The organism is Clostridia bacterium (assembly GCA_017405765.1).
GTDB lineage: Bacteria > Bacillota > Clostridia > Oscillospirales > RGIG577 > RGIG577.
The window spans coordinates 1-23729 of the sequence record JAFQZS010000022.1 but is presented as its reverse complement, the minus strand read 5'-3'; the positions used below and the strand labels follow the sequence as shown (position 1 = coordinate 23729).

Here is a 23729-nt window from a genome sequence, read left to right as displayed (position 1 = left end):
GTATCCTTTACCTTTGCGTTCGGTCTCCACCAAATTGAAAAAGCAGGAAGGGACCTCCCTCTGTTTAAGATTCTTTGCGATGCATGGATCACAGCCGCGATCGTGGTTCGACGGGTGAAAGGGGCACTTTAAGTCTCTGCACGTACAAAACGGACTCACATTATTCATTTGCAAGCCTCCTATCGGCAAATTTTGTGTTAAATATCCATAACGATAGTTTTATTCTTCCGCGTCGGCGCCCGCGGCGTAAATATACTCCGATATTTCAAATCCGAATACATCGAACACATATTTGAACTGTTCTTTAAGCATCTCCCTTTTGCCTTCGCGCTCCTTTTCTCCGCCGCTGAGGATAAGCACGCCGCGCGGCTTTTTTTTCGTCCTATCGCCAAGCACGAATTTTTTTATATAAAACGGCTGCATTCTGTCTATTGCGCATTTGAGCGGCGCAGGTGCAGAGTTGAAATATACCGGCGAGGCCAAAACAAATATGTCAGCTGAAACGATTTTTTCATATATGCTTTTTACAATATTAAAATCCGTTTTAACGCAGGATCCGTCTTTTCTGCATCCGCCGCAGTCCGTACACGGCGACAAAGAGATATCGTATGCGAAAACAATATCGTATTCGCTTATGCGTTCTTTTTTAAGAAAATCGTTCAAAAGTCGCACCGTATTTCCGTTTTTGTGCGGCGATCCGAATAGTACAAAACATCTCATAAAAACACCACCTTCGGCAAAAAACAATAAAATATGCTTTAAAATATGCTCTTATGAATTGAAACGTCTTTTTAATTATGATATCATGTTTGTTAAAGGAAATACAGTCGATCGGTTAAAACAAAGGCAGGTGCAAAACAAATGTTCATACGTCATCTTGTTGATTTCAATGATTTAAGCCTTGCAGAATGGGATATTCTTTTCGACACGGCGCGCGACATTATGGAAAACCCCTCTAAATACATGAAAAGCTGTGAGGGGCGCATAATGGCCACGCTTTTTTTTGAGCCCTCCACAAGGACGATGTTTTCCTTTCAGTCGGCCATGCTTCGTCTCGGCGGACAGATCATAGGCTTTTCCGAGCCGAAAAACTCCTCCGTTTCCAAGGGCGAAGTATTAAAGGACACGATAAAGGTCATATCGGGCTACGCCGATATAATAACGATACGCCATCCGCTCGAAGGCGCAGCCTTTGCGGCAGCTATGGAATGCGAAAACACCGCGCTCATAAATGCAGGCGACGGCGGTCATCTTCACCCCACTCAGACTTTGACAGACCTTACTACCATACGCATGGAAAAGGGACGCACAAACGACCTCACGATAGGCATGTGCGGCGACCTTATAAACGGGCGCACCGTACATTCGCTTATAAAAGCGATGTCTCATTTCAAGAATATCAAGTTCTACTTTATTTCACCCTCAAATCTTAAGGTCCCTCCCCGCCTGCTCTCAATGCTTGCAAGGAAAGGCTATGAGTACACGGAGACGGAAAGCCTGGAAGACGCCATACCTCATCTTGATATCCTTTATATGACGCGCATACAGCGTGAAAGGTTCACAAGCGAGGATGAATACAATAAATCAAAAGGCGTTTACATATTGAACCGCGAAAAGCTTGCCTCTGCCAAGTCGGACATGCTTGTTATGCACCCGCTTCCGCGGGTGGACGAGATATCTCACGACGTTGACGACGACGAACGCGCCGTATATTTCAAGCAGGCGCGCTACGGCATGTATATACGCATGGCGCTTATATATCACATGCTCAACTCTCCGACAGAAAACGTACGTCTGCCCGCGCTTATAGATACAGACGCGCGCTGCGACAACCCTCGCTGCATAACGAATCACGAGCATTATCTTCCGCCCATGTTCGCGCGCGTAAAAAGCCATCCGGACATACGTTACTGCCTGTACTGTGAAAAGCAATATAAAACTAAGTAGATCATTAAAATTAAACGGCGCGCATTGAAAAGCTTTATCTCACTTTTTCTGCGCGCCGTTTTATTCTCTTATCAGCCTGCCCTGGCGTCGTTATTATTCTCTGTCGTTTCCGAATCCTTTATTGCCATATTATTGTAATATACAAAACCACCGCCCATATTGGTAGTTTCAAGCCAGAGTCCAAGATCTATTTTCTTTAAAACGCCCTCGTCGGCAATTTCCACCGTAAGCATATCGAGATTTGAAATATATTTTGCTCCGGTTATCGTTACCCAGTGCCATGAATCAAGCCGTGTTTCCATTCCGCAGCCGAGATTAAGAAAAGCTATCGGAGTATCGTTTTGCAAAGCATCCTTTAAAAAGGCAAATACTACGGCCTTAGGCGGCCTTTTGTGCTTGCACTGAGGAACCTCGAGGCTTTTTCTGTCATCGTGCGATATGGCGTTTTCGCTCATATATCGCTCAAATCCCGTTGCGAACATTTCAACGGAGTCTACGCCTCGCTGCCCCGGAGTGATAAATCCCCACATTTCGTTCATAAGCTGCCTGAAGTCTTTTACGCTGTAAACGCCGCAGCCATGTTTTCTCATTTCGTACATCACGATGCATGAACCCGTAGTTGCACCGCAGCCGGCAAGCCTTTGAAGACGCGTAGTATACCATTCCTGATTTCCGCCGAAAAAGCGGGCGTTCCCCCACATATCTTTTATCATAAGAAGGTCGTAATTTATTTTTAGCTCATTCATAATATCATGCCCCGCAAATCATCGTAATGGCGCGTTCAAAGCGCGGCGTCGGGAATACTCGCTTTTCCTGCCGCCCCGCATACTCTTATAAGCGCGTCGGCGAGCGCTTCTTTATTATAATCGTCTCCGAGAAGCTCCTTCGCGGCTTTTCTCTTATACTCCGTATCAAACGGCTCGCACATAATTATCTCGGCCGCAAGCGTATGAAGATCGTCCTTAAAGCTGCCCGTATAATCACCTTTATCAAAGTCGTATTTGTATACAGCGCCTGAGGGCGCAAGCGTGAAATTGGTAAGAGACAGATCGCCCGCAGACGAGATCCCGCCGCCTTGAAAGTCTCTGCAGACCTTGTGAAAGCTTACGAGCCAATCCTTTAAAGCGGCCGCGCATAAGGAAAAATCCTCGCCCTTTTTCTCGCTTTCCGAAAGCTTTTCCGAAAGCGTGCCGCCGCGCAGATATTCTATCATCAGCGTATGCTCGTCTTTTGCCATGATTTTCGGCACCTTCACACCTTTTTCATAAAGGAACGAAAGCATCTTCGCCTCAAAATCAATATCGGGGGTCGTTTTAAGCATATATTCTATAAGCATGCAGTCCGGATTGAGCGCGCACGCCATATAGATCTCATTATGTCTTGAAGGATACGCCTCCTTGTGGCATTGTTCATAACCTTGATAAAGCAAAAAATCGTGCGGCGTCTGCATATGATCGCCCTCCTTAAAAGTTTATTGATTCTCCTCGAATAACTCCTTCATCGTTTCGCTTTCCTCAAAATATATGCCGCCGTCCTCATCCTCGTACATGAGAAGCCAGCAAATGTCGGAAAATTCGGGATTCTCCTGTGTAAATCTTAAAGCATCGTCCCCGCCCATTATTATGAATGAAGTTGACAAAATATCTGCTGTCATGCCATCATTGCATACAATGGCTGACGCTGACGCGCCGTTTATCGGGCATCCCGTATCGGGATCGAATATATGACAGTATCTTACGCCGTTCTCTTCAAAATAACGCTGATAATCGCCCGAGGATACTACGTATTGCGAGCTTACGGATACTTTTCCCGCTATGTCGGATGTATTTCGAGGATGCTGTATGCCTACTACCCATTTCGATCCGTCGGGCTTAGCGCCCAGCGCGCCTATGTTGCCGCCCGCGTCTATTATCGCGGACTTGACTCCCATGCTCTCAAGAACCGAAACCATAACGTCTGTCGCATATCCCTTTGATACGGCGCCGAGGTCCATTTTCATACCGGCTTTTTTTAAGTATACGGTATGCTCCGCTTCGTTTATTACAACATCGGAAAGGCGGCAAATATCGAGAGTTTCTTCTATCTCCTCATCGGACGGAACGCGATAATCCTGCGTGGAAAAGCCCCACAGATCAGACATTGCTCCCATTACTATATTCAACCTGCCGCCTGTGATCTCTCCGTAATGAAGCGCCGTCGTTATAAGATACCATACCTCATCCGAAACGTGAACGGGCGCGACTCCCGCGTTTTCATTTATCGCCCAGATTTCGCTTTCGGCCTTCTCGGAGTCCGTTTTCGGAAAGCGCGTAACACGGGCGGCGACGGCTTCAAATGCGCCTTCCGCAGCATCGAGTATAGCCTCTCCCTCCTCGTCGGATATGCCGCTCGTATCGAGTATTCTTATCACGACTACTGTATCCATTGAGTAGAATTCGCGCCGAAACTCCTTTTCGTCCGCCTTGGTACCTGAGCATCCCGAAAAAAACAAAAGCATCGTAAAAATGACCAGAATAAAACTTAAAGCACGCTTCATTTTGAAATTCCTTCCTGTTTACTAATACGAATTATACAAAACGCCGCAGGCTTTGTCAAATAGCAAAGCGCACATATGCACCTAACTATTGCGGCATACTGCTCAAAACTGTCATAAGATGCGAAAAGTTTTATGATCATGCTTAAAAAAGCCCGATTTTCTGCATGTATTTAATATATACAAAAATATTCTCTTTTTTTATTGAAATATGGTAAAGATTATATTATAATATTTAAGTGCTGTTATGAAATCGATGCTGACGGCGCATTCGGCCGCAAAATCATCTAACCATGCGGCCATAATTGAAAGGAGAGTAATTTATAATGAAACAATACCCGGTCGAAAAGCTTAGAAACGTAGCCGTTTTGGGACACGGCGGCGACGGAAAGTCGTCACTTATCGAACATATCCTTTTTCATACGAAGGCGATAGACAGACTGGGAAAGATTGCCGACGGCAACACGACTTCAGACTTTGACCCCGAGGAAATAAAGAGAACTATTTCAATATCGACCTCGATACTTCCCGTTGAGCATGACGGATATAAAATAAATTTTCTTGACACTCCCGGCTATTTTGACTTTGTAGGCGAAGTTGAAGAGGGCGTTCGCGTATCCGATGCCGCTCTTATCGTGCTCAGCGCAAAATCCGGCGTTGAAGTCGGCACCCGCAAGGCGTACAAGCTCGCCGTTAAAAATAATCTGCCCACTATGTTCATCATAAACAAAATGGACGAGGAAAACGCAGACTTCTACGCTTCGCTTGACAGTCTCAGAGAAAACTTCGGCGTTAAAGTATGCCCCATATCCATTCCGATAATAGAGAACGAAAAGTTCGTCGGCGTCGTTGACTGCATTCGCTTAAAGGCAAGACGTTTCGAGGGCGGCAAAGTCATCGACATAGATATCCCCGATTTCATGCAGGAGCGCATCGAGCCCGTACGCAATATGCTCATGGAGTCCGTTGCCGAATCGAGCGACGAACTTATGGAAAAATTCTTCGACGGCGAAGAGTTTACCGCAGATGAAATAGACAATGCTTTAAAGAACGGCGTAAAAGACGCTTCCATACTTCCCGTGCTCTGCTCTTCCGCAGTGACCGGTGGCGGTATCCCCAGTCTCCTTGCAAACATAAAGAGTTACTTCCCCTCCCCCGCAGAGGGCAAGGCGGAAATCGCTCTCAATATGAAGGACGAAGAAGTAGAAGTGCCCGCCGTAGCATCCGACCCGGCAAGCGCGCTCGTTTTCAAGACGGTTGCCGACCCGTTCGTAGGCAAGCTTTCCTACTTCAAGGTAATGAGCGGCTCTGTAAAGGCAAACTCCGAGCTTTATAATACGAGAGCCGGCGCAAGCGAAAAGATAGGCCGCATATTCTTTGTACGCGGCAAAAAGCAGGTAGAGACTACCGAGGTAGGCTTAGGCGACATCGGCGCCGTTACGAAGCTCGGTAAGACGGTGACCGGCGATACGCTCTGCGCTTCGTCGCGCCAGATAAAGTTCAAGGGCATCAACTTCCCGAAGCCGTCGCTTTCGCTTGCGATCGTTCCCAAGGCAAAGGGCGACGAGGAAAAGATAGCGTCCGGTCTTACAAGACTTTCGGAAGAAGATTCCACCTTCTCAACGTACAACAACCCCGAAACGCGCCAGCTCGTTATCTCCGGCGTCGGCGACGTTCAGCTTGACGTTATCATATCCAAGTTAAAGAGCAAATTCGGCGTTGAGGCCGAGCTTATAGAGCCCAGAGTTGCGTACCGCGAAACCATCCGCAAGTCCGCAGAAGCTGAAGGCAAACATAAGAAGCAGTCGGGCGGCGCAGGCCAGTTCGGCGTAGTTCAGATACGCTTTGAGCCTATCACCGACGGTTCGTCTGATTTCGAGTTTGTAAACGCCATAGTCGGCGGCGTTGTTCCGAAGGAATTTATCCCCGCTGTTGAAAAGGGTCTGCGCGAGAGCATGCAGCACGGCGTTCTTGCCGGATATCCGATGGTAGGCGTAAAGGCTACTCTGTTCGACGGTAAGTACCACCCCGTTGACAGTAAGGAAGTTGCATTCAAGTCAGCTGCAAGGCTTTCGTACAAGGCAGCCTGCGCACAGGCAAGCCCCGTGCTCTTAGAGCCCATAGGCAAGGTCGAGGTACATATCCCCGACGATTATATGGGCGACGTTATCGGCGACATGAACAAGCGCCGCGGCCAGATACTCGGCATGGATAAGGATGCCGACGGCATGAGCGTTGTAAGCGCGTATGTTCCAATGAGCGAGATGCACACTTACGCTATAGACCTTCGTTCTATGACTCGCGGCCAGGGCGACTTTACCATCGAATTCGACCGCTATGAGCAGGTTCCGGATTCGGCAGCTCAGAAGATAATCGCAGATGCAAAATTCGAGGACGAAGAAGAATAATCCTCCCTTTTAATAATAAACTAATAAACGGACGGCATCATTTCGACGCCGTCCGTTTTTATCAAAGCTTTTCTATTGCCTCCAAAAACTTGTCGGTCGTACCCCTCGGCCCTCTTACCGTGTTTATCCCGATGCTTTTAAGCCATCGGAAGCTGAATTTATCGGGCGGGTACTTTTTAAGAAGCTTTATTTTCATCACGTATCTCATTTTTACGTTCTTGTCGCTGTACTCATACGGTATCTGCGTCTTTGTCACGACGCATTTGTATCTTACTGCACAAGCGGGCGCTCCGACGTACATATATACGACGTCGCCTTTCTGTATGCCCTTCCCCTGTTTCCATATTATCTCCCGGCTTGACTCAAATGCGGAGTCTACATCATAAAAACGCGGATTTGCGGGGATTATCCAATTTGCCGTCCCTTCCGATATGCGGCGCTTGTTCTTCGCGCTCATGGCAAACTGTCTGCTTATATCAACGAGCGTCATGATCCGCTCGTCCGAAAGCGTTCCGTCGAGCAATACGCTTACCCAGCTTTTGTGGTTCATATGATATGCCGGATATATGCCCTCCGTGTTCAGAAGCTCACTGCTCATGGCTGGGTCTGTCTTTACATTCATTATTTCCACCGTTTCGCCGCCGTCGTCCCCGCCGTCTTTTTTCAGCTTATTCTTTTCCACTGTCATTATAAGCGCATACCATTTGCGGTTCTCGGGACAGCGAAATACGCCGTAATCCTCTGCCGTCTTGAATGGATAATCGGGACTTTCCGCGTACTTTTCATATATAAGTCCCGTAATTCGGTTAGCCTGCTCGGATATAAACGGCTTTTTTTCAAAACACGCGTCGGCTATCCTTTCAAGCGCATCTGCGTAAGCCAGACGCACCGCTCCGACGAACGCTCCCGTATGAAGCGGCGCGCGAATGGGCAGATATTCTTCATTAAGAGCCAAGTCAAATACTCTGCCCGTTATATTGCCCTCAATATCTACGAAAACATCGGCGCGGAACTCGCCGTCCATTATATCCGTGCTGTAAGTATATACGTCCCCATCCTTCGTAAAGCCGTATGAAACAAGCTTATCAAAATCGGCCCGCCGCTTATTAAAGACTTCGTTCTCAACGCTCGTATTATAAGCGTTGTCGTTTTCCGTACTCACTTTTTCTCACCCGCCGTCTCAGCCTCAAAAATCTTTACGTATTCGTCGATATCCGCCTTCGCCGTCTCAAGTATCGCATCGATGTTCGCACCCGTTATATCAAGCCCCTCGGCGCATATGCACTTAGTCTCGTTTATTCCGAAATACGATCTGCAAAGCGCGTCTATATATCCGAAGCCGAACGCATCGGGAAGCCCTCTGCCTCCCGCAGTCGTAACGTATACGAGCCGCCTTGCGCGGCATAGCCCGCGCAAAGCTCCGTCATCTTCGTAATCGAACGTAACGCCCGCCGCGCAGATGTTCTCGATATACGTTTTCATGATCGCGGGAAACGACAAATCCCAATACGGCGCTGCCATAACGATCACATCCGCCGCCGCAAATTCGACGGCATATTTCAATACACAATGCCCGAAGTCTTTCCTTAAAAGAGCGTTCTCACGCTCCCTAAGCCTTTTTTCGTCAAGCGGCGCGATGCTTTCGTCCGCAAGCCTTACGTGATCTACGCTCCCCCCGAGCTGTTTTATAAGGTGCAGCGCAAGCCGCCTCGTTCTCGACTCTTCTCTTACGCATGCGTCCGCAAACAGGATATGCATGAGACTTTCTCCTTAAATACAGTTTATTATATTTATTTTACCACGGCTGCGCGGCATTTTACAGACGCAGCCTCAAATTGAATATAAAAAACGGCGCCAAATCAGGCGCCGTTCGCTTTTCAAAATAATGCTACTCCGAAAGGAGCATGCGGTCGTTGTCGAGTATCTGACCCTTGACCTGCCTGTACTTTTCCAAAAGTCCTTCAACGGTCAGATTATCGCGTTCCTCGCCTGTAAGGTCGAGCACGATATTGCCGTCGTCCATCATAAGCGTCCTGTTGCCGAGATGAAGAGCGGATGCAATGTTATGCGTTATCATCAGCGTAGTTATATGCTTCTCTTTAACGACTTCTTTAGTTATCTCAAGCACCTTTTCGGCAGTAAGCGGGTCGAGCGCCGCCGTATGCTCGTCAAGCAGCAGTATCTTCGGCGTAACGATAACGGCCATAAGAAGCGTGACCGCCTGACGCTGTCCGCCGGAAAGCAGTCCCATGCTCGTTTTCATGCGGTCTTCAAGGCCCATGTTTAGGCGCGAAAGCGTCTCACGAAAAACTTCGCGGTCTTTTTTCGATATTGCAGGGCGTAAAAAACCTTTTTTGCTTGAGGAATAAGCGATCGCAAGATTCTGCTCTATCGTAAGGCTCGGCGCGGTGCCCATAAGCGGATTTTGGAATATGCGCCCCACGACGCGCGCGCGGTAAGTCTCGGGCTTGAACGTCATATCCTCGCCGTCTATATATATTTCTCCTTCGTCGCTTATAAAGACTCCGGCAATGGCGTTGAAAAGAGTTGTTTTTCCCGCTCCGTTCGAGCCGATTATCGTTGCGAAATCGTCGGGACGAAGCTCAAGCGAGAGCCCTTTCAGCGCGGCCTTTTCGTTTACCGTGCCGCGTTCGAAGGTCTTGTAAAGATTATTGATTTTGAGCACTTTTCTTCACTCTCCTTGCCTTGCTGTTGCTTGCGGCTATCGACTCACGTATAGGCCTGATGCTCAGCGCTATGACGATTATTACAACGGAGATAAGCTTTAAGAAATACGTCGGGAACAGATTTGTTTTTATGGCGACGGCGATGATTATACGGTACGCCACGCTGCCCGCTATCGCAGATATAAAGCCTATCCTTATGTTCTTCTTAATGCATATCGTTTCGCCTATTATAACAGACGCAAATCCCACGACTATCGTGCCGCTGCCTGCTGTAACGTCGGCATAGCCCATATACTGAGTGTACATGGCGCCCGAAAGCGAAACGCAGGCGTTTGCGATAGCAAGAGCTATCCATTTCATTTTGTCGGTGGATATGGACGTCGCGCGCACCATATCCTCGTTGTCGCCCGTAGCGCAGATGGAAAGTCCCGTCGGCGTTGAGAAGAAAAACTCAACGAGCATAACTACTATGGCGCAGATAACGACGGCTACCGATATTATCGAGGTATGCTTTGAAAGGGCGGTCGCGCCCTGAAAAAGCGTAAACAGCGTCTGCGAGCCCAATATCGAAATATTCGGACTTCCGTTATTCATTATGAGCAGATTTATCGAATACAATCCCGACATCGTCATGATACCGGCAAGAATTGGCGCGATCTTACATTTCGTCTGAAAAAACGCCGTCACTGAACCGGCTGCTGCTCCGGCAAGAACGGATATTATCAGCGCCAGAAACGGATGCCCCGCATTCGTTATCATAGCGCATACCGCCATGCCCAGCGTTATGCTGCCGTCAACGGTAAGATCGGGTATTTTCAGTATTCTGAAGGTTATGTAAACGCCCAGCACCATAAGCCCGTAAACAAGACCAAGCTCAATCGCGCCCAGCAGCTGATTTAACATGCTTACTTCCTCTTTCCTGTTTATCGCAAAATTACGATTTAAATACAAATAACGAGCGAAAATGGCGCAGAATGCGCCATTTTCGCCGTTTTTTAACTTAATTGATTATTAAAATACGTTCTGTGCCGTCCGCGCATTTTAGACGGCATGATATAAGCCAATCGCCTTGGATCACCTTAGTTGGTAGTTACGTAAGTTGCAACTTCAGCATAAGACTCCGGCAGAGTAATATTCAAAGCGTTCATAACGCCCTCGTTGATAACGAGAGTAAAGTCGCTGTACTGGCGGCAGGGCATACTCTCAAGCGGAGTGCCGTTATACCACTCTATGACCATCTCTGCGGTCATTTCGCCTACGGTGCCGTAATCAACGCCGTACGAGCAGAATGCGCCGCCCGTCGTCATAGCGTCAGCCGCGCCGTAAACGGGAATACCTGCGTCGGTAAGAGTCTGACCTAACTGATTGAAGTTCGACGCGATTATCGAGTCGAGCGTTACGTATACATATGCGGTCTCTGCGGGATCAATCGACTGTGCCTGGGTAATAGCGTCGGTAACGTCCGCATAGCCGATAACCTCATACGGGAAGCCGTTTTCTTCACAGAAAGCCTTTGCGGCGTTCATCGTGCACTCTGCATTGTTCTGGGAAGTATTGTACATTATAACTATCTTCTTGCCCTCTTCTATGGGGGTGATGTCGTTTGCAGTGCTGATTATAAGGTCAGCGGGGATGGTATTCGACGTACCGGTCGCAAGGATAGCCGGATCAACGGTGTTAAGATCGGGCATTATCTTTGAGTAAACGGGATCAACTACCGACATGAAGATTATCGGAGTCTCGCCGCCGCAGATACTTACGGCTGCCTGAGTAGGCGGAGTAAGCATAGGTACTACTACGTCATACTGATTGTCAACGAAGCCCTGGATTATGGTGCTCATCGTACCGGTATCGCCCGATGCGCTCTGGAAATCAACGATTATCTTGTCGGAAAGACCGGCGTCGTCGATCGTCTTTAAGAAAGAGTCGTGCATCTGCTGCGCGTCAGCCATATCAACAAGCTGTACAAAGCCTACTGTAATAACGTCTTTTGTATTGACGGTGCCTGTAGCTTCAGCGGTGGTTTCGCTCGATGTTTCAGCAGAGGTATCTTCCGAATTACCGTTGTTCGATGAAGAACAAGCGGCCAAACCGAAAGCCATTGCCAAAACGCAGAGCAATGCAATAAGTTTTTTCATTGTTTGCCTCCAAGTTTTTTATTTTTATACTATGCGTTTGCATAATATTAAGTATTGCATTTTTTTACATAAAAGTCAAGCTTGTTTTTCCCTTATTTTTTTATGTACAGATTTGATAATATAGTGTATAATTAAACATATGGAGGCGCATTAAAATGAAAAAAAACACCTATAGCGGTCTTGCCGCAATAAACATGTCCCCCGAAGTAAGCCGTAAGCTTATTGCTTACCAGTCGGGAGAAAACGGCTATACTATAAACTTCATGCAGGCAAAAAAAGGCGCGTCGGCTCCGCCGCACAGCCATCCGCATCTTCAGGCGGTATATATTTTGAGCGGAAGCGGCGTTTTCTTTTGCGGAGGCGAAGAAATACCTATGGAAAGCGGTGACATACTGCAGATAGGGCCGAATGTCGCGCATACGTGGAAAGAAGTCTTTGAGGAAACGAAATGGCTTGAATTCTTCACTCCCGAAAGAGAAGATTTTAAACCGGAATAATACTTATCTGTTTAAGAAACATGACCGCCGAAGATCGGCGGTCATGTTTCTTAACTTACTGTTATACTTTTCCCTCGATTTTTGCAATGGACTGCATAACTGAATCAAGCATAGCCTGATACTTTTCTTTCTTTGCGCGTTCTTCCTCAACTACAGCCGGCGGAGCTTTGGAAACGAATTTCTCATTTGAAAGCTTCCCGTCAACGCGCTTGAGTTCCGACAAAAGCTTCTGCTTTTCTCCTGTTAATCTCTCAAGCTCCTTTTTAAAGTCTATAAGATCTCCGAGCGGAATGAAGATCTTGGCGTCGCCCGTTACCACATTTACGGCGTCGTCGTCGGAATATCCCGCATTCTCGTCAATAACGGTTATATCTGACGCAAAGGCCAGCCTCTGAAGATAAGGCTTGCCGCTTTCGTAATGTGCCGTATTCTTTGTGAGTATCGTCATCTTGGCTTTGCGCGAGGGCACAACGTTCATCTCGGCGCGGATATTTCTTACCGCGCTTATTGCATCCATAACATCCTGCATATTGCGCTCATCTTCAGGGAAGCAAAGGCCTTCGTCATATACAGGGAATTTCGAAGTTATTATTACCTCTTCATCACGCGGCAGCGCTGAGAATATTTCCTCGGTAATAAACGGCATGAACGGATGCAAAAGCTTTAATATGTTCGTAAGCACATATAAAAGCACATACTGCGCCGACTCCTTTGTTTCCTTATTCTCATTAGAATCGTAAAGGCGCGGCTTTACAAGCTCTATATACCAGTCGCAGAAGCAGTCCCATGTAAAGTCGTATACCTTCTGCACGGCTACGCCCAGCTCGAACTTGTCCATATTTTCGGTCACTTCTTTTACGACCGTATTTAATCTTGAAAGTATCCACTTGTCCTCAAGCTGAAGCGTTTCGGGCAGCCTGCACTCGTCTACCTTCAGGTTCATAAGCACGAAGCGCGCCGCGTTCCAAAGCTTATTATTGAAGTTCGAGCTTGCCTCTACCCTGTCCATATAAAATCTCTGGTCGTTTCCCGGCGCATTGCCTGTTATAAGCGTAAGTCTCAATGCGTCTGCGCCGTATTTTGCTATTATCTCCAGCGGATCTATGCCGTTGCCTGCAGACTTGGACATCTTTTTGCCGTACTGGTCGCGTACAAGACCATGTATGAGAACAGTTGAGAACGGCGGTTTTCCCGTATGCTCAAGGCCGGAGAATATCATTCTCGCTACCCAGAAGAAAATTATATCGTATCCCGTTACGAGCACGCTCGTGGGGTAGAAGTATTTAAGCCTTTCGGTATCGTCCGGCCAGCCCAATGTCGAAAACGGCCAGAGCGCCGACGAGAACCACGTATCGAGTACGTCGGGGTCCTGTACGACCGTGCCGCCGCACTTCTCACATTTATCAACGTCTGTCTTTGATACGGTGACGTGACCGCATTCCTTGCAGTGGTACGCCGGTATGCGGTGTCCCCACCAGAGCTGACGCGAAATGCACCAGTCGTGTACGTTCTCCATCCAGTTTATATACGTCTTTGTAAATCGGTCGGGCACGAATTTTACTTCGCCGTCTTTTACGACCTTTATCGCGTCGCGCGCTAGCGGCTCCATTTTAACGAACCACTGCTTCGAGGTCATCGGCTCCACAACGGTGCCGCAGCGATAGCATGTGCCTACGTTATGCGAATGAGGTCTTATATCTACGAGAAGCCCCTCTGCCTTCAGATCGTTTACTATATTTTCACGCGCCGTAAATCTGTCCTGACCCTCGTATTTGCCGCCGTTCTTATTTATGCAGCCGTTCTCGTCCATAACGAGTATCTGTTCAAGGTCGTGTCTAAGTCCCACTTCAAAGTCGTTCGGGTCGTGGCAGGGCGTTATCTTTACGCAGCCCGTACCGAATTCGCGGTCAACGTATTCGTCGGCTATAATAGGTATCCTTCTGCCAACGAGAGGCAGTATGGCGTATTTGCCGACAAGGTCGGTGTAGCGCTCGTCCTCGGGATTTACAGCTATAGCCGTATCGCCAAGCATCGTTTCGGGGCGCGTTGTTGCGATCTCGATAAAATCGTCGCTGCCCTCAATGGGATACTTGATGTGCCAGAAGAAGCCGTCCTGCTCCTTGTGCTCGACCTCCGCGTCGGAAAGCGCAGTCGTGCATCTGGGGCACCAGTTTATTATGCGGTTGCCCTGATATATAAGACCCTTGTTATAAAGGTTTACAAATACCTCTTTTACTGCCCTCGAACAGCCCTCGTCCATCGTGAAGCGTTCGTTTTCATAATCGCACGAGGAGCCGAGCTTTTTAAGCTGGCTTATGATGCGGCTGCCGTATAAGTTCTTCCATTCCCATACTCGCGTGAGGAACTTCTCGCGTCCGAGGTCGTAGCGCGTTATATGCTCGTTCACTCTTAATGATTCCTCAACCTTTATCTGAGTTGCGATACCGGCGTGGTCGGTGCCGAGTATCCAGAGCGCGGCATATCCGCTCATGCGCTTATATCGCGTCAGAATATCCTGCATCGTTTCGTCAAGCGCGTGTCCCATATGGAGCTGTCCCGTGACGTTCGGAGGCGGTATAACTATCGAAAACGGCTTTTTTGACGTGTCAGGTTCCTGTGAAAAATACCCGCCTTTAAGCCACATATCGAATATTTTGTCTTCTATCGCACTCGGATCATATGATTTTGACAATTCTTTTCTCATAAATGCCTCCCTGTATTTTTAAGCAGACTGCCGATTTTTTTGAAAAGTCATTATATTTTATCTTATCACGAAGTTCATATTATTGCAACTTTTAATAATATAAAAACGCCTTCGATACGGAAAATCGAAAGCGTTTTTTCGCATATTGTGACGAATTATACGTAATTGCACTTTATCTTCATCGAATCGGGCGTCTTTTCGGGTACGGGTATGGCGCTGTGACCGAGAGCAACGGCGAACAAGGCGTTCATATCCTCGGATATGCCGAGAGACTTTTTAAGCTCTGCGTCAGCGTTTATCGCAGCTGCCGCGAACCATATCACGCAGCTTCCTATGCCGCCCTCGGCTGCCTGAAGCATCATGTTCTCGGCTATCGTACCGCCGTTTGCAAAGTTTATGCCCTTTATAGCCGATTCCTTGGACGATATAACAACGAGAGTCTTTGCACCGTAAAAATTAAACGGAGACTTCATCTCTTTTCCGAACACCTTCGACATTACAATGCTCGCGCCCGCGCCGATGCGCTTCAAAACGCCCGCGTCTCTTACAACGGTAAGCTGCATCGTCTCATAGCGTCCCATGCTCACGGGAGCGCAGTCGCCCGCAAGCAGTATAGTTTTAAGCTCTTCGTCCGATACGGGCTCTGATGTGAACTTTCTTACGGAGCTTCTTTTCGTTATCCCTTTGATTATTTCCATATAGCACCTCTGTCAGTAATATTTCTTATTGTTATATTATTATACTTTATATACTGCGTTCCCGCAAGCGAAAAAACTTAAAAATGTCTGTATAGAATCAGTCTTGCGCCTTTCCAAAAAATGCTTTATAATTTATAATATAAATACAGTTTAGGGAAAACTATATTTGCTTTAGGAGGCGAAAAAACATGGCATACTTGGGCGAAAATATAAAAAAGCTTGGCTTTGGGCTTATGAGGCTGCCCGTAAAAGAAGGCAGCAAGGAGATCGACGTCGAGCTTACGAAAAAGATGGCCGACGCTTTTTTGGAAGCGGGCTTTACTTACTTTGACACCGCATGGGCATATCCCGGAAGCGAAGACGCTTTCCGACAGGCCGTTGTAGAAAGATATCCGAGAGAAAGCTATACGATAGCGACGAAAAACGCGGCGTGGATAAACTGCAAAACGAGAGAGGACGCTATCGCTCAGTTCGAAACGTCCTTAAAGCAAACGGGCGCGGGATATTTCGATTTTTATCTGCTACATAATCTCGGCGAGGGGCGCACCCATTTCTTCGACGACTTCGACATGTGGACGTTCATTAAGGAGAAAAAGGCGGAAGGGGTTATAAAGCATATAGGCTTTTCCTTCCACTCTACGCCTGAGGAGTTAAGAGAGATACTTACGGCGCACCCCGAGGCTGAGTTCGTTCAGCTTCAGATAAATTACGGCGACTGGGAGAACCCTGCGATACAGTCGAGAGGCGTATACGAGGTGGCGCGAGAGTTTGACAAGCCCGTTGTAATAATGGAGCCCGTAAAGGGCGGTCTGCTTGCAAAGCCGCCGCAGTCCGTCATAGACGTCCTTAACGCCGCAGACCCAAATGCATCGCCCGCTTCGTGGGCGCTCCGATTTGCCGCCGACCTTCCGGGCGTTATTACCGTTCTGTCGGGCATGAGCAATATGGAGCAGATGGAGGACAACATAAATATGATGAAGGGCTTTTGCGGCCTGTCCGATACGGAGCGGCGCACGATAGAGAGAGCGCGCGAGGAACTTGCGAAAATACCGCTTATCCCCTGCACTACCTGCAATTACTGCGCTAAGGTCTGCCCTAAAAACATAGGCATATCCGGCTCGTTCACCGCGCTCAATATGTACACGCTGTACAAAAACCTTGAAACCGCGAAGATGCAGGAAGGGTGGCTTGTGCCCGGTCACGGCAAAAAGAAGGCCAAAGAGTGCGTAAAATGCGGAAAATGTGAAGATGTGTGTCCTCAGCACATAAAAATAAGAGACGAACTTGTCCGTGTGACCCAAACTTTCGGGTAAGATGCTTTTTACATGGTAAATATTAAGGCTTCTCATGGTTTTAATCCATGAGAAGCCTTTTTGTATTTATTATGCTCTTTTGGCAGAGAGCGCGTCGAAAACAGTATCTGATACGCTCTCTATCGGCGCCGGCTTTTCCTCTGTCAGCCATACGATGGCGGAATTATACAAAGCGCCTATGAACGTATAAAGCTTGTAGCGATCGGCTGAGTTGAACGGCATGTTCCCCGCTATGGATTCGTGAAATTGATTTAATTCGCAAAGGAGCATGGCGCCGTATCCCGATCTGTGAAGGTTTATGACGTATGAGCCGTATTTTTTAAAATATGCAAGACATCTTCTTATATGCTTCAGAGTATAAACGTCTGAAAGGTCATAGTCGGCGGTATCCCTGAAATCATCTAAAATATCCCTTACGAGCCTTACGAGCACATCCTCCTTTGAGCAATAATTCCTGTAGAACGAAACGCGCGCAACTCCCGCCCGCTTTATGATCTCAGTCACTGATATTTTGCTGAGATCTGCCTTTTTCATCAGCTCAAAAACGCTGTCCGTTATTGCTTTTTTTACGCGGAGATTTGCTTCTTTTCTTTTATCCATATAAAAAAGCCCTTCTTATCTGTTACAAAAACCGAAATACTGTTACACATAAGCATATTGCCGCTCAAAAACAAAGGTGGTACGATTTACCTGTATTATATTAAAACGCGAAAGCCGTGTCAAGAAAGGAGTTTTTAAATGGCAAAGGGAAAGAGCGTTGCCGAAAGTATTGCAAAGCTTATACGCGTGATAACCGTGCCTCCGTTTATGATAGCTCTTCTTTTGGCTTTTATCGGCGCAAACGACTTTTTCATGTCGCCGAAAGACTCCGCCGCAGCATGGTCAGGGCTTGTTGTCCTGCCTATCCTTTCGTATCCCATACACAGGATCATACCTGCTCTCTATAAAACAGGACGAAACGGCCAGCGAAAGCTTGCCTTTATATTCAGTCTTATCGGCTACAGCGGATGCTTTGTTTACAGCTTCTTTTCATCAGATCCAAATATCAAATTCCTGTTCGGAGTATACTTTGCAACGGCTGTCATTCTTACGCTGGTCAATAAGCTTCTTCATATACGCGCAAGCGGCCACAGTGCAAGCGCGGTATCCCCGTGTATCTTTAGCCTTATGTATTCTTACGTCGGCGCATTTGTCTTTTTTGCCGCTTTGTTTCTTTTAAGCGTATGGGCTTCGCTTTTCTTAAAGCGTCATAAGATTGCGGATATTGCGGCGGGACTTTGCTCCTTTTTCGCAGCCTTCGGTATCTCGATCTTGATAGAAACGCTTTATGTGAATTGAAAAATCGACTAAATGCATGATATGCCCCCTCTTTTAGAGACGGCGAAGAACAAACCGTCCTTAAAGCGGGGGCATATCATTTCAAAAAGTTTTTTTATCAGAATATTTCGCAGCCGTTTCTGCCTGCCTCTTTCACGCGGTACAGCGCCGTATCGGCGTCCTTAAAGATATCGCCTTTCGGGTTCTCTCTGTCGGAGAAAGCAACGCCCACGCTCAAAGATACGGGCGGTAAATCGTCGGTCGGATTTCTTAAAAGCTCGTTTGCACGCGCTATCTTGGAACGAACAAGCTCCCTCATGGTGCTGTCGGCACGCGTCATGATAACAACAAACTCATCTCCGCCGATACGACAGATAATATCGACCGAACGGAAACTATGCTTCAATACTTCGGCAACACGCTTTAACACCTTGTCGCCTATGTCGTGTCCGTATGTGTCGTTCACCGATTTAAAGTAATCCACATCAACGAGTATGAGCGCCATATGATCTACATCTACGCTTTCAAGCATCATTTCATATGCGCCGCGGTTAAAGAGTCCCGTCAGTCTGTCGTGCGACGCCTCATGACTGAGCTCTTCACGCGCCAATAAATTCTCTTTGAGTATAGCATTATATGTCCTCGTTACAAATTGAAGCTCCTCCGCTCCTGTAGGCGGCACTTCCTCCTGCTTTCTCATAAGCTCTACCATGCGCGTAAGCGGTATGCGTACCTGAATACTTACAAAGAGCACGATGAGAAGCACTATAAGAAGAAACAGTATCGTAAGCACGGTCTGTATATTGGTATACAGCATCATCTGTGCAGAAGCCTGCTCAAGTTCAAGGCTCGAAGTTCGTATAAGCTCCTGTGTGCAAAGACTTACGTTCTCACGTATTCGGTCCTTATAATGCATATATGTATTGTCAAAAACGAGCTTTTGAGCCTTTTCCCTCTGCTGCTGTGCGCTAAGCGCCATGTCCTCCTCGCTCAACACTACGCTTGATATCTCCTTTGGAATATCGGCCATATTATAATCGCCCGCCTCAAGCACAAGACGCATCGCAAGATATTCTCTGCCTACAAGCTCATTGGAAAGATCAAGCGCCAGCGCCAGACTTGAATACGCGCCGCTGTCGTTTCCTTTGAGCAGCGTTTCAAGGTCAGACAGCGCAAGGTCACGCCGCTTGGTTATCTCAACCTCCTCAAAGAAATCATCAAGGTATTCCATCTCACCCGTTACAACGAAGCAGCGCACTCTGTCTGTAAGATAATCGGAGCCCGACTCCATATTCGATGCGGCCAGCTGCGCCATTATGTATCTGTTGCTTGCCTGCTCCATTCGCTCATATCCGCGCGTTACCGATATGTCGGCAACAAAGAGCGCTACCGCCGCAAGAAATGCAAGTATAACGAAAAAGTAGCTGGTCGTTCTAAGCTGCCAGCCGTGGCGAACCTTTTCGTTTTTGGTTTTCGGCTCATTTTTGTCCTCTGTATCCTGCGAAGTCTCTTTTTCGGCCGGCGCGATCAAAGCCTCCTTGTTATCTTCTAAACGATCATTCTCCTGCTCGATTTCTTTTGCTCTTTTTGCATCTATTATGAACGATTCAAACTCTTCGGCGGGAAGCGGTTTTGAAAAATAGTATCCCTGAACGATGTCGCATCCCATATCTTTGAGCGCCTTTAGCTGATGTTCCGTTTCAACGCCTTCAGCAATAACCGGTACCTTTAGATAATCGGCAATATCTATTATCACCTCAAGCATACGCGTATCGCCGTTTTCGGAAAATGCGCTGCGTATAAACTGCATGTCAAGCTTTAAAGCGTCTATCGGCAGGCTTGAGATCATATTAAGAGACGAATATCCTGTACCGAAATCGTCCATTTCGATACGAAAGCCCAGTTTTCTGAGTCTGTTTACCGTCTGTACTATCTGTTCCGAATCCTGTGTGTAGGCCGATTCGGTTATTTCCAAAATAATATCGTCATAAGAAATACCGTTATCACGGATTATGCTTTGCATAGCAGGCACGAGATTTGAATCGTACATGTCTATGCGCGATACATTTACCGAGATCGGCACTGAATAACCGAGTCTTTCTTTCCATTCGCGCTGATACTTTGCCGATTCTCTCCAGACATACATATCAAGCTCCTGTATAAGCCCGTTATTCTCAAAAAGAGGAATAAAAACGCCGGGGCTTATCATACCCAGATCGGGATGCTGCCAGCGCACAAGCGCCTCGCAGCTTGAAAGCGCGGGCTCGTTCGGACGCACATCGAATTTCGGCTGGAAGTATACTTTAAACTGCTTTTGAGCTATGGCCTTTTTAAAGTCCTCAATGAGCTGTTCGTCATACAGCTCCTTTTTATGCATTGTACTGTTATATATGCCTATCGTTTTCATAAAACTGCCGCGCACCATGTCCGCCGCAATTTTAGCCCTGTCAAAGCGTCGTTCAACTTCAAGCGATTTATCAACGTTAGGATATACTCCCATTCTGAGACGGACTCGGTTGTTTGCCGAATCGTCACCCGTAAGTCCCACTGAAGCGTTTTCCAAAATCGTTTCGTAATTCTTACCGTGAGGGCAATATACCAAAAAAGTATCCGCCTCTCTGCGGCATACTATGCCGTCTATGTCATTGACCATTTCACGCAGTCTTTCACCGATGCGCCGCAGTATATCATCGCCGTATGATGTTCCGAAGCGCTCGTTGATCATATGAAAATGATTTACGTCCACGATCATGGCGTCCATATCGGTATTCTTATGATGCTGGTCAAATTGCTCCGCATAACGATAAAAATACTCGCGGTTATAAAGTCCCGTGAGCGGATCGCGTTCTGTATGGCTTATTATCTCACGATCCTCATAAAGCTCTATGGTGCGGTACACACGCGCAAGTATAACGTCGTGCGACGGATACGGTTTAGGGATAAAGTCCACGGCTCCAAGACTTAAGCTCTCCACTTCCGCCTGTTTATCAGACGTCGCCACAATTACCGGCAGCGACTTAAGATCAGGGTCGTCTTTTATTTGCTTTAACACCTCAATGCCCGACATGACGGGCATCATAAGGTCGAGCACCACAAGCGACAGCATATTCTTATGCTCGCGGCACTGCTTCATAGCCTGCTCGCCGTCTTCGGCATAGATTATTTCATAATCCGACTCAAGTATTTCTCTTAGAAGTTCACGGTTTATAATTTCATCGTCAACAACAAGTATAAGCCTTTTTCCGTTTGCGTAATGAAACCTCTCGTGACTTTTAAGCATTTTCTCACTTCCTTTATAAAAGCGTAATGTTTATCTTTACCTTATCCGAAGCAATTGCTTTCCTGTCAGATCACGGATTGCAGATAATATTAAATTGCGCTTTTAACAAACATATTCTTATATATTTTATCATAAAACACATTGAAAGAACAGACGAAATTCGATATTTTTAATAAAAGTGAGCTTGTATGGGATTTTTTTCTATTTGTTCTTATTTTCATTGATATTTCAACGATCGTATGCTATAATATTTTTGTAAAAAACTTTTTGCATTTTACAGCTGTTTTGTCAGGCTCTTTTTTTTAAAACTTTGGAGGTGCGTTATGCCTTTCGGCGTTATTACGGATATTACCGAAGCAAAGCTTCTTATCCTTTATATTTTTAAATACTGCGGTACTGCGCTTCCCAAAACGGCGCTTGACGATATTGTTAAAAGCGATGAGCTTATCGAGCATTTTACTTATTGCGAGGCTTTTTCGCAGCTTGTGGAGTCGGGACACGTTTTTAAGGTATCTGACAAGGATGTATATGACATAAATGCCGACGGCGAAGAGGCTATAAGCATGTTTACAAAGAACATACCTTTTTCGATACGCGAACGCGCGATAAAGGAGTCAACGCTTGTTCTTGCGCGTTTAAGCGAGGGCGAGCATATCATAGCCGAATACACGCCAAACAACGATGAGGCAGGCTCGTATACGGCCGTACTCAAGATAATCGGAGAAACGGAAACTCTCTTTGATCTAAGGCTCTGGCTTCCCAATAAGATGCAGTGCGATATAATAACGACGAACTTCAAAAAAGATCCCATCGGCATTTTTAAGGAATTATTAAAAATGGTTGCAAATTAAAAAATAAATACAGGAGGACAAAATGAAGGATTTCGACAAGGTAATAAAGCGGGTCACCGGAGGAAAGGGCGGAGAATCTTTCCTTATTTTGGGCAGCGAAAAAACTGCCGTTATCGACACGGGAGCCGCATACTGCGCGTCTGCTCTTATTGAAAATATCGAGCGCGAGCTCGGCGGTCGCACTCTCGACTATATATTTATAACTCATTCCCACTTTGACCACGTCGGCGCAGTGGCAAGCTTAAAAGCCCACTGGCCGGGCGTCAAAGTGCTCGGCGGTACTCACGCCGCAAACATACTTTCGCGCCCCAATGCAAGAAAGCTTATAAGACAGCTTGCCGAAGGCGCAAAGCAGCTTTTCGACCCCAAGGGAGAGTTCCCGCCCGTTGATTACGACAACGACCTTCTCGTATGCGATATCCCCTTAAAAGAGGGCGACAGAGTATCTTTGGGAGACATTACCGTGCGCGTACTTGATGCCCCCGGACATACGCGCTGCTCCGTTGCGTTTTATCTTGAGGAGCTCGATATAAACTTCATGAGCGAGTCTGTAGGCGTAGTTTTAAAGAGCGGAGATCACTTCCCCTCTTACGTTACGAGTTACAGCGACGCGATAGATACAATAGAAAAGTTCAGAAAATTAAATGCGCGCTATTTCGTTGTTCCCCATTCTACCGATATAATGGACCTCACCGAAATGCCCGGATTTTTTGATACGGCGGTAAGAGTGGCCGACGAGCTTAAAGACAAGATACTCAGATATCACGACAGCGGCATGGACAACGACGCCATAACCGATGCGATCGTCGATGAGGTGCAGCCTATCCTTCTTAAAAACAACCAGACGAGAGAGGCGTTTGCGCTCAATATGACGAACACGGTAAAGACGGTCGTCCGCGATTTTAGGCCCGAAGATGCGGCAAAGTAAATTTGCTAAAACAGCAGCCTGCGTATGAGGTACGTGCTCATACGCAGGCTTTTTTTATCGTTCGTCTCAAGACAGGCTGTTCCACGCTTCCAAAAGCGGAACGCCGCTTTCGGAATCAAGAAGGAATACCCTGTATTCATGAGATTCGGGCAGCACGAGCTTTCCTTCAGATGATATGGGAACATCGATCACTCTGCTTTCGGTCATAACGCCGTTTTCATCTTAAAGCCCTACGATAATGCTTGACGAAACGCCGTCCGGCAAAGCGATCTTATACGAAAGCGTCGTTCCCGCAAGAGAAATATCCGCCTCCGCGTCCTCGCACTCCGCAAAAGAGAAGTCGGAAAAATGTCGCAGCACAAAGGTTGCCGTTCTTTTTTCTCTGTCTATATAGGGATGTATCACCTCATACGAGCCGTCTGCATGGT

General features: G+C 47.1%; 22 protein-coding genes. 7 read left to right on the top strand and 15 right to left on the bottom strand.

Annotated elements, in window-relative coordinates; all coding sequences use genetic code 11:
• Positions 1-219: 219 nt before the first annotated feature.
• Complete coding sequence (locus IJG50_04090) at positions 220-720, bottom strand: flavodoxin family protein (protein ID MBQ3379030.1); 501 nt, start codon at positions 718-720, stop codon at positions 220-222.
• A 147-nt stretch (positions 721-867) separates the two neighbouring features.
• Here IJG50_04090 and pyrB point away from each other — a divergent pair, with 147 nt between their 5' ends.
• On the top strand, positions 868-1947 hold the full coding sequence (pyrB, locus tag IJG50_04085; GenBank protein ID MBQ3379029.1) for an aspartate carbamoyltransferase: 1080 nt from the start codon (positions 868-870) through the stop codon (positions 1945-1947).
• Between the two features lie 71 nt (positions 1948-2018).
• Here pyrB and IJG50_04080 read toward each other — a convergent pair whose 3' ends face one another.
• The 3 genes from IJG50_04080 to IJG50_04070 are packed head-to-tail and all read right to left on the bottom strand — an operon-like array spanning position 2019 to position 4483.
• On the bottom strand, positions 2019-2693 hold the full coding sequence (locus IJG50_04080) for a hypothetical protein (protein ID MBQ3379028.1): 675 nt from the start codon (positions 2691-2693) through the stop codon (positions 2019-2021).
• A gap of 35 nt (positions 2694-2728) precedes the next feature.
• Positions 2729-3397 (bottom strand): hypothetical protein, encoded by a 669-nt coding sequence (locus tag IJG50_04075; GenBank protein MBQ3379027.1) that lies wholly within the window; start codon positions 3395-3397, stop codon positions 2729-2731.
• Positions 3398-3418: 21 nt separating this feature from the next.
• Positions 3419-4483: an FAD:protein FMN transferase gene (locus IJG50_04070; protein MBQ3379026.1), complete on the bottom strand. Its 1065-nt coding sequence runs from the start codon at positions 4481-4483 to the stop codon at positions 3419-3421.
• 323 nt (positions 4484-4806) lie between these two features.
• Between IJG50_04070 and fusA the strand changes: the two genes are divergently transcribed.
• The gene (fusA, locus tag IJG50_04065) at positions 4807-6888 is read left to right on the top strand and encodes an elongation factor G (protein MBQ3379025.1); all 2082 of its coding nucleotides are present in this window, start codon (positions 4807-4809) and stop codon (positions 6886-6888) included.
• A 61-nt stretch (positions 6889-6949) separates the two neighbouring features.
• On the opposite strand, the gene IJG50_04060 is transcribed toward fusA, so the two are convergent.
• The 5 genes from IJG50_04060 to IJG50_04040 all read right to left on the bottom strand — a co-directional run bounded on the left by IJG50_04060 (position 6950) and on the right by IJG50_04040 (position 11713).
• A complete protein-coding gene (locus tag IJG50_04060; GenBank protein ID MBQ3379024.1) occupies positions 6950-8050 on the bottom strand; it encodes an MmcQ/YjbR family DNA-binding protein in 1101 nt (366 codons plus the stop codon).
• Positions 8047-8646: an NAD(P)H-dependent oxidoreductase gene (locus tag IJG50_04055; protein MBQ3379023.1), complete on the bottom strand. Its 600-nt coding sequence runs from the start codon at positions 8644-8646 to the stop codon at positions 8047-8049. Before IJG50_04055 ends, IJG50_04060 begins: the two co-directional genes overlap by 4 nt.
• A gap of 130 nt (positions 8647-8776) precedes the next feature.
• A complete protein-coding gene (locus tag IJG50_04050) occupies positions 8777-9574 on the bottom strand; it encodes an ATP-binding cassette domain-containing protein (GenBank protein ID MBQ3379022.1) in 798 nt (265 codons plus the stop codon).
• The gene (locus IJG50_04045; GenBank protein ID MBQ3379021.1) at positions 9558-10478 is read right to left on the bottom strand and encodes an ABC transporter permease; all 921 of its coding nucleotides are present in this window, start codon (positions 10476-10478) and stop codon (positions 9558-9560) included. Before IJG50_04045 ends, IJG50_04050 begins: the two co-directional genes overlap by 17 nt.
• Positions 10479-10654: 176 nt before the next feature.
• Positions 10655-11713 carry an ABC transporter substrate-binding protein gene (locus tag IJG50_04040; protein MBQ3379020.1) on the bottom strand — a complete coding sequence of 353 codons (1059 nt, stop codon included), beginning with the start codon at positions 11711-11713 and terminating at the stop codon, positions 10655-10657.
• A gap of 155 nt (positions 11714-11868) precedes the next feature.
• Between IJG50_04040 and IJG50_04035 the strand changes: the two genes are divergently transcribed.
• Positions 11869-12210, top strand: a complete 342-nt coding sequence (locus IJG50_04035; GenBank protein ID MBQ3379019.1) for a cupin domain-containing protein — start codon at positions 11869-11871, stop codon at positions 12208-12210.
• 61 nt (positions 12211-12271) lie between these two features.
• On the opposite strand, the gene IJG50_04030 is transcribed toward IJG50_04035, so the two are convergent.
• Both IJG50_04030 and IJG50_04025 read right to left on the bottom strand, forming a co-directional pair.
• On the bottom strand, positions 12272-14914 hold the full coding sequence (locus IJG50_04030; protein MBQ3379018.1) for a valine--tRNA ligase: 2643 nt from the start codon (positions 14912-14914) through the stop codon (positions 12272-12274).
• A gap of 155 nt (positions 14915-15069) precedes the next feature.
• Positions 15070-15612 (bottom strand): nitroreductase family protein, encoded by a 543-nt coding sequence (locus IJG50_04025; protein MBQ3379017.1) that lies wholly within the window; start codon positions 15610-15612, stop codon positions 15070-15072.
• A gap of 188 nt (positions 15613-15800) precedes the next feature.
• Here IJG50_04025 and IJG50_04020 point away from each other — a divergent pair, with 188 nt between their 5' ends.
• On the top strand, positions 15801-16925 hold the full coding sequence (locus IJG50_04020; GenBank protein MBQ3379016.1) for an aldo/keto reductase: 1125 nt from the start codon (positions 15801-15803) through the stop codon (positions 16923-16925).
• A gap of 69 nt (positions 16926-16994) precedes the next feature.
• Here IJG50_04020 and IJG50_04015 read toward each other — a convergent pair whose 3' ends face one another.
• Positions 16995-17525 (bottom strand): TetR/AcrR family transcriptional regulator, encoded by a 531-nt coding sequence (locus IJG50_04015; GenBank protein MBQ3379015.1) that lies wholly within the window; start codon positions 17523-17525, stop codon positions 16995-16997.
• Positions 17526-17663: 138 nt separating this feature from the next.
• On the opposite strand from IJG50_04015, the gene IJG50_04010 reads away from it, so the two are divergent.
• Positions 17664-18263 (top strand): hypothetical protein, encoded by a 600-nt coding sequence (locus tag IJG50_04010; GenBank protein ID MBQ3379014.1) that lies wholly within the window; start codon positions 17664-17666, stop codon positions 18261-18263.
• A 97-nt stretch (positions 18264-18360) separates the two neighbouring features.
• Here IJG50_04010 and IJG50_04005 read toward each other — a convergent pair whose 3' ends face one another.
• Positions 18361-21522 carry an EAL domain-containing protein gene (locus tag IJG50_04005; GenBank protein ID MBQ3379013.1) on the bottom strand — a complete coding sequence of 1054 codons (3162 nt, stop codon included), beginning with the start codon at positions 21520-21522 and terminating at the stop codon, positions 18361-18363.
• A gap of 323 nt (positions 21523-21845) precedes the next feature.
• Between IJG50_04005 and IJG50_04000 the strand changes: the two genes are divergently transcribed.
• Positions 21846-22373 (top strand): DUF4364 family protein, encoded by a 528-nt coding sequence (locus tag IJG50_04000; GenBank protein ID MBQ3379012.1) that lies wholly within the window; start codon positions 21846-21848, stop codon positions 22371-22373.
• Positions 22374-22395: 22 nt separating this feature from the next.
• Positions 22396-23301 carry an MBL fold metallo-hydrolase gene (locus IJG50_03995; protein MBQ3379011.1) on the top strand — a complete coding sequence of 302 codons (906 nt, stop codon included), beginning with the start codon at positions 22396-22398 and terminating at the stop codon, positions 23299-23301.
• Positions 23302-23367: 66 nt separating this feature from the next.
• On the opposite strand, the gene IJG50_03990 is transcribed toward IJG50_03995, so the two are convergent.
• Both IJG50_03990 and IJG50_03985 read right to left on the bottom strand, forming a co-directional pair.
• On the bottom strand, positions 23368-23508 hold the full coding sequence (locus IJG50_03990; protein MBQ3379010.1) for a hypothetical protein: 141 nt from the start codon (positions 23506-23508) through the stop codon (positions 23368-23370).
• A 15-nt stretch (positions 23509-23523) separates the two neighbouring features.
• A partial coding sequence (locus IJG50_03985; GenBank protein MBQ3379009.1) for a hypothetical protein occupies positions 23524-23729 on the bottom strand: 206 nt, incomplete at its 5' end.

What these genes read in the sequence shown, in the direction of transcription:
- IJG50_04090 (MBQ3379030.1), bottom strand. Translation starts at nt 720, where the DNA reads ATGAGATGTTTTGTACTATTCGGATCGCCGCACAAAAACGGAAATACG.
- IJG50_04080 (MBQ3379028.1), bottom strand. Translation starts at nt 2,693, where the DNA reads ATGAATGAGCTAAAAATAAATTACGACCTTCTTATGATAAAAGATATG.
- IJG50_04075 (MBQ3379027.1), bottom strand. Translation starts at nt 3,397, where the DNA reads ATGCAGACGCCGCACGATTTTTTGCTTTATCAAGGTTATGAACAATGC.
- IJG50_04070 (MBQ3379026.1), bottom strand. Translation starts at nt 4,483, where the DNA reads ATGAAGCGTGCTTTAAGTTTTATTCTGGTCATTTTTACGATGCTTTTG.
- fusA (MBQ3379025.1), top strand. Translation starts at nt 4,807, where the DNA reads ATGAAACAATACCCGGTCGAAAAGCTTAGAAACGTAGCCGTTTTGGGA.
- IJG50_04055 (MBQ3379023.1), bottom strand. Translation starts at nt 8,646, where the DNA reads ATGCATATCCTGTTTGCGGACGCATGCGTAAGAGAAGAGTCGAGAACG.
- IJG50_04045 (MBQ3379021.1), bottom strand. Translation starts at nt 10,478, where the DNA reads ATGTTAAATCAGCTGCTGGGCGCGATTGAGCTTGGTCTTGTTTACGGG.
- IJG50_04040 (MBQ3379020.1), bottom strand. Translation starts at nt 11,713, where the DNA reads ATGAAAAAACTTATTGCATTGCTCTGCGTTTTGGCAATGGCTTTCGGT.
- IJG50_04035 (MBQ3379019.1), top strand. Translation starts at nt 11,869, where the DNA reads ATGAAAAAAAACACCTATAGCGGTCTTGCCGCAATAAACATGTCCCCC.
- IJG50_04030 (MBQ3379018.1), bottom strand. Translation starts at nt 14,914, where the DNA reads ATGAGAAAAGAATTGTCAAAATCATATGATCCGAGTGCGATAGAAGAC.
- IJG50_04025 (MBQ3379017.1), bottom strand. Translation starts at nt 15,612, where the DNA reads ATGGAAATAATCAAAGGGATAACGAAAAGAAGCTCCGTAAGAAAGTTC.
- IJG50_04020 (MBQ3379016.1), top strand. Translation starts at nt 15,801, where the DNA reads ATGGCATACTTGGGCGAAAATATAAAAAAGCTTGGCTTTGGGCTTATG.
- IJG50_04015 (MBQ3379015.1), bottom strand. Translation starts at nt 17,525, where the DNA reads ATGGATAAAAGAAAAGAAGCAAATCTCCGCGTAAAAAAAGCAATAACG.
- IJG50_04010 (MBQ3379014.1), top strand. Translation starts at nt 17,664, where the DNA reads ATGGCAAAGGGAAAGAGCGTTGCCGAAAGTATTGCAAAGCTTATACGC.
- IJG50_04005 (MBQ3379013.1), bottom strand. Translation starts at nt 21,522, where the DNA reads ATGCTTAAAAGTCACGAGAGGTTTCATTACGCAAACGGAAAAAGGCTT.
- IJG50_04000 (MBQ3379012.1), top strand. Translation starts at nt 21,846, where the DNA reads ATGCCTTTCGGCGTTATTACGGATATTACCGAAGCAAAGCTTCTTATC.
- IJG50_03995 (MBQ3379011.1), top strand. Translation starts at nt 22,396, where the DNA reads ATGAAGGATTTCGACAAGGTAATAAAGCGGGTCACCGGAGGAAAGGGC.
- IJG50_03990 (MBQ3379010.1), bottom strand. Translation starts at nt 23,508, where the DNA reads ATGACCGAAAGCAGAGTGATCGATGTTCCCATATCATCTGAAGGAAAG.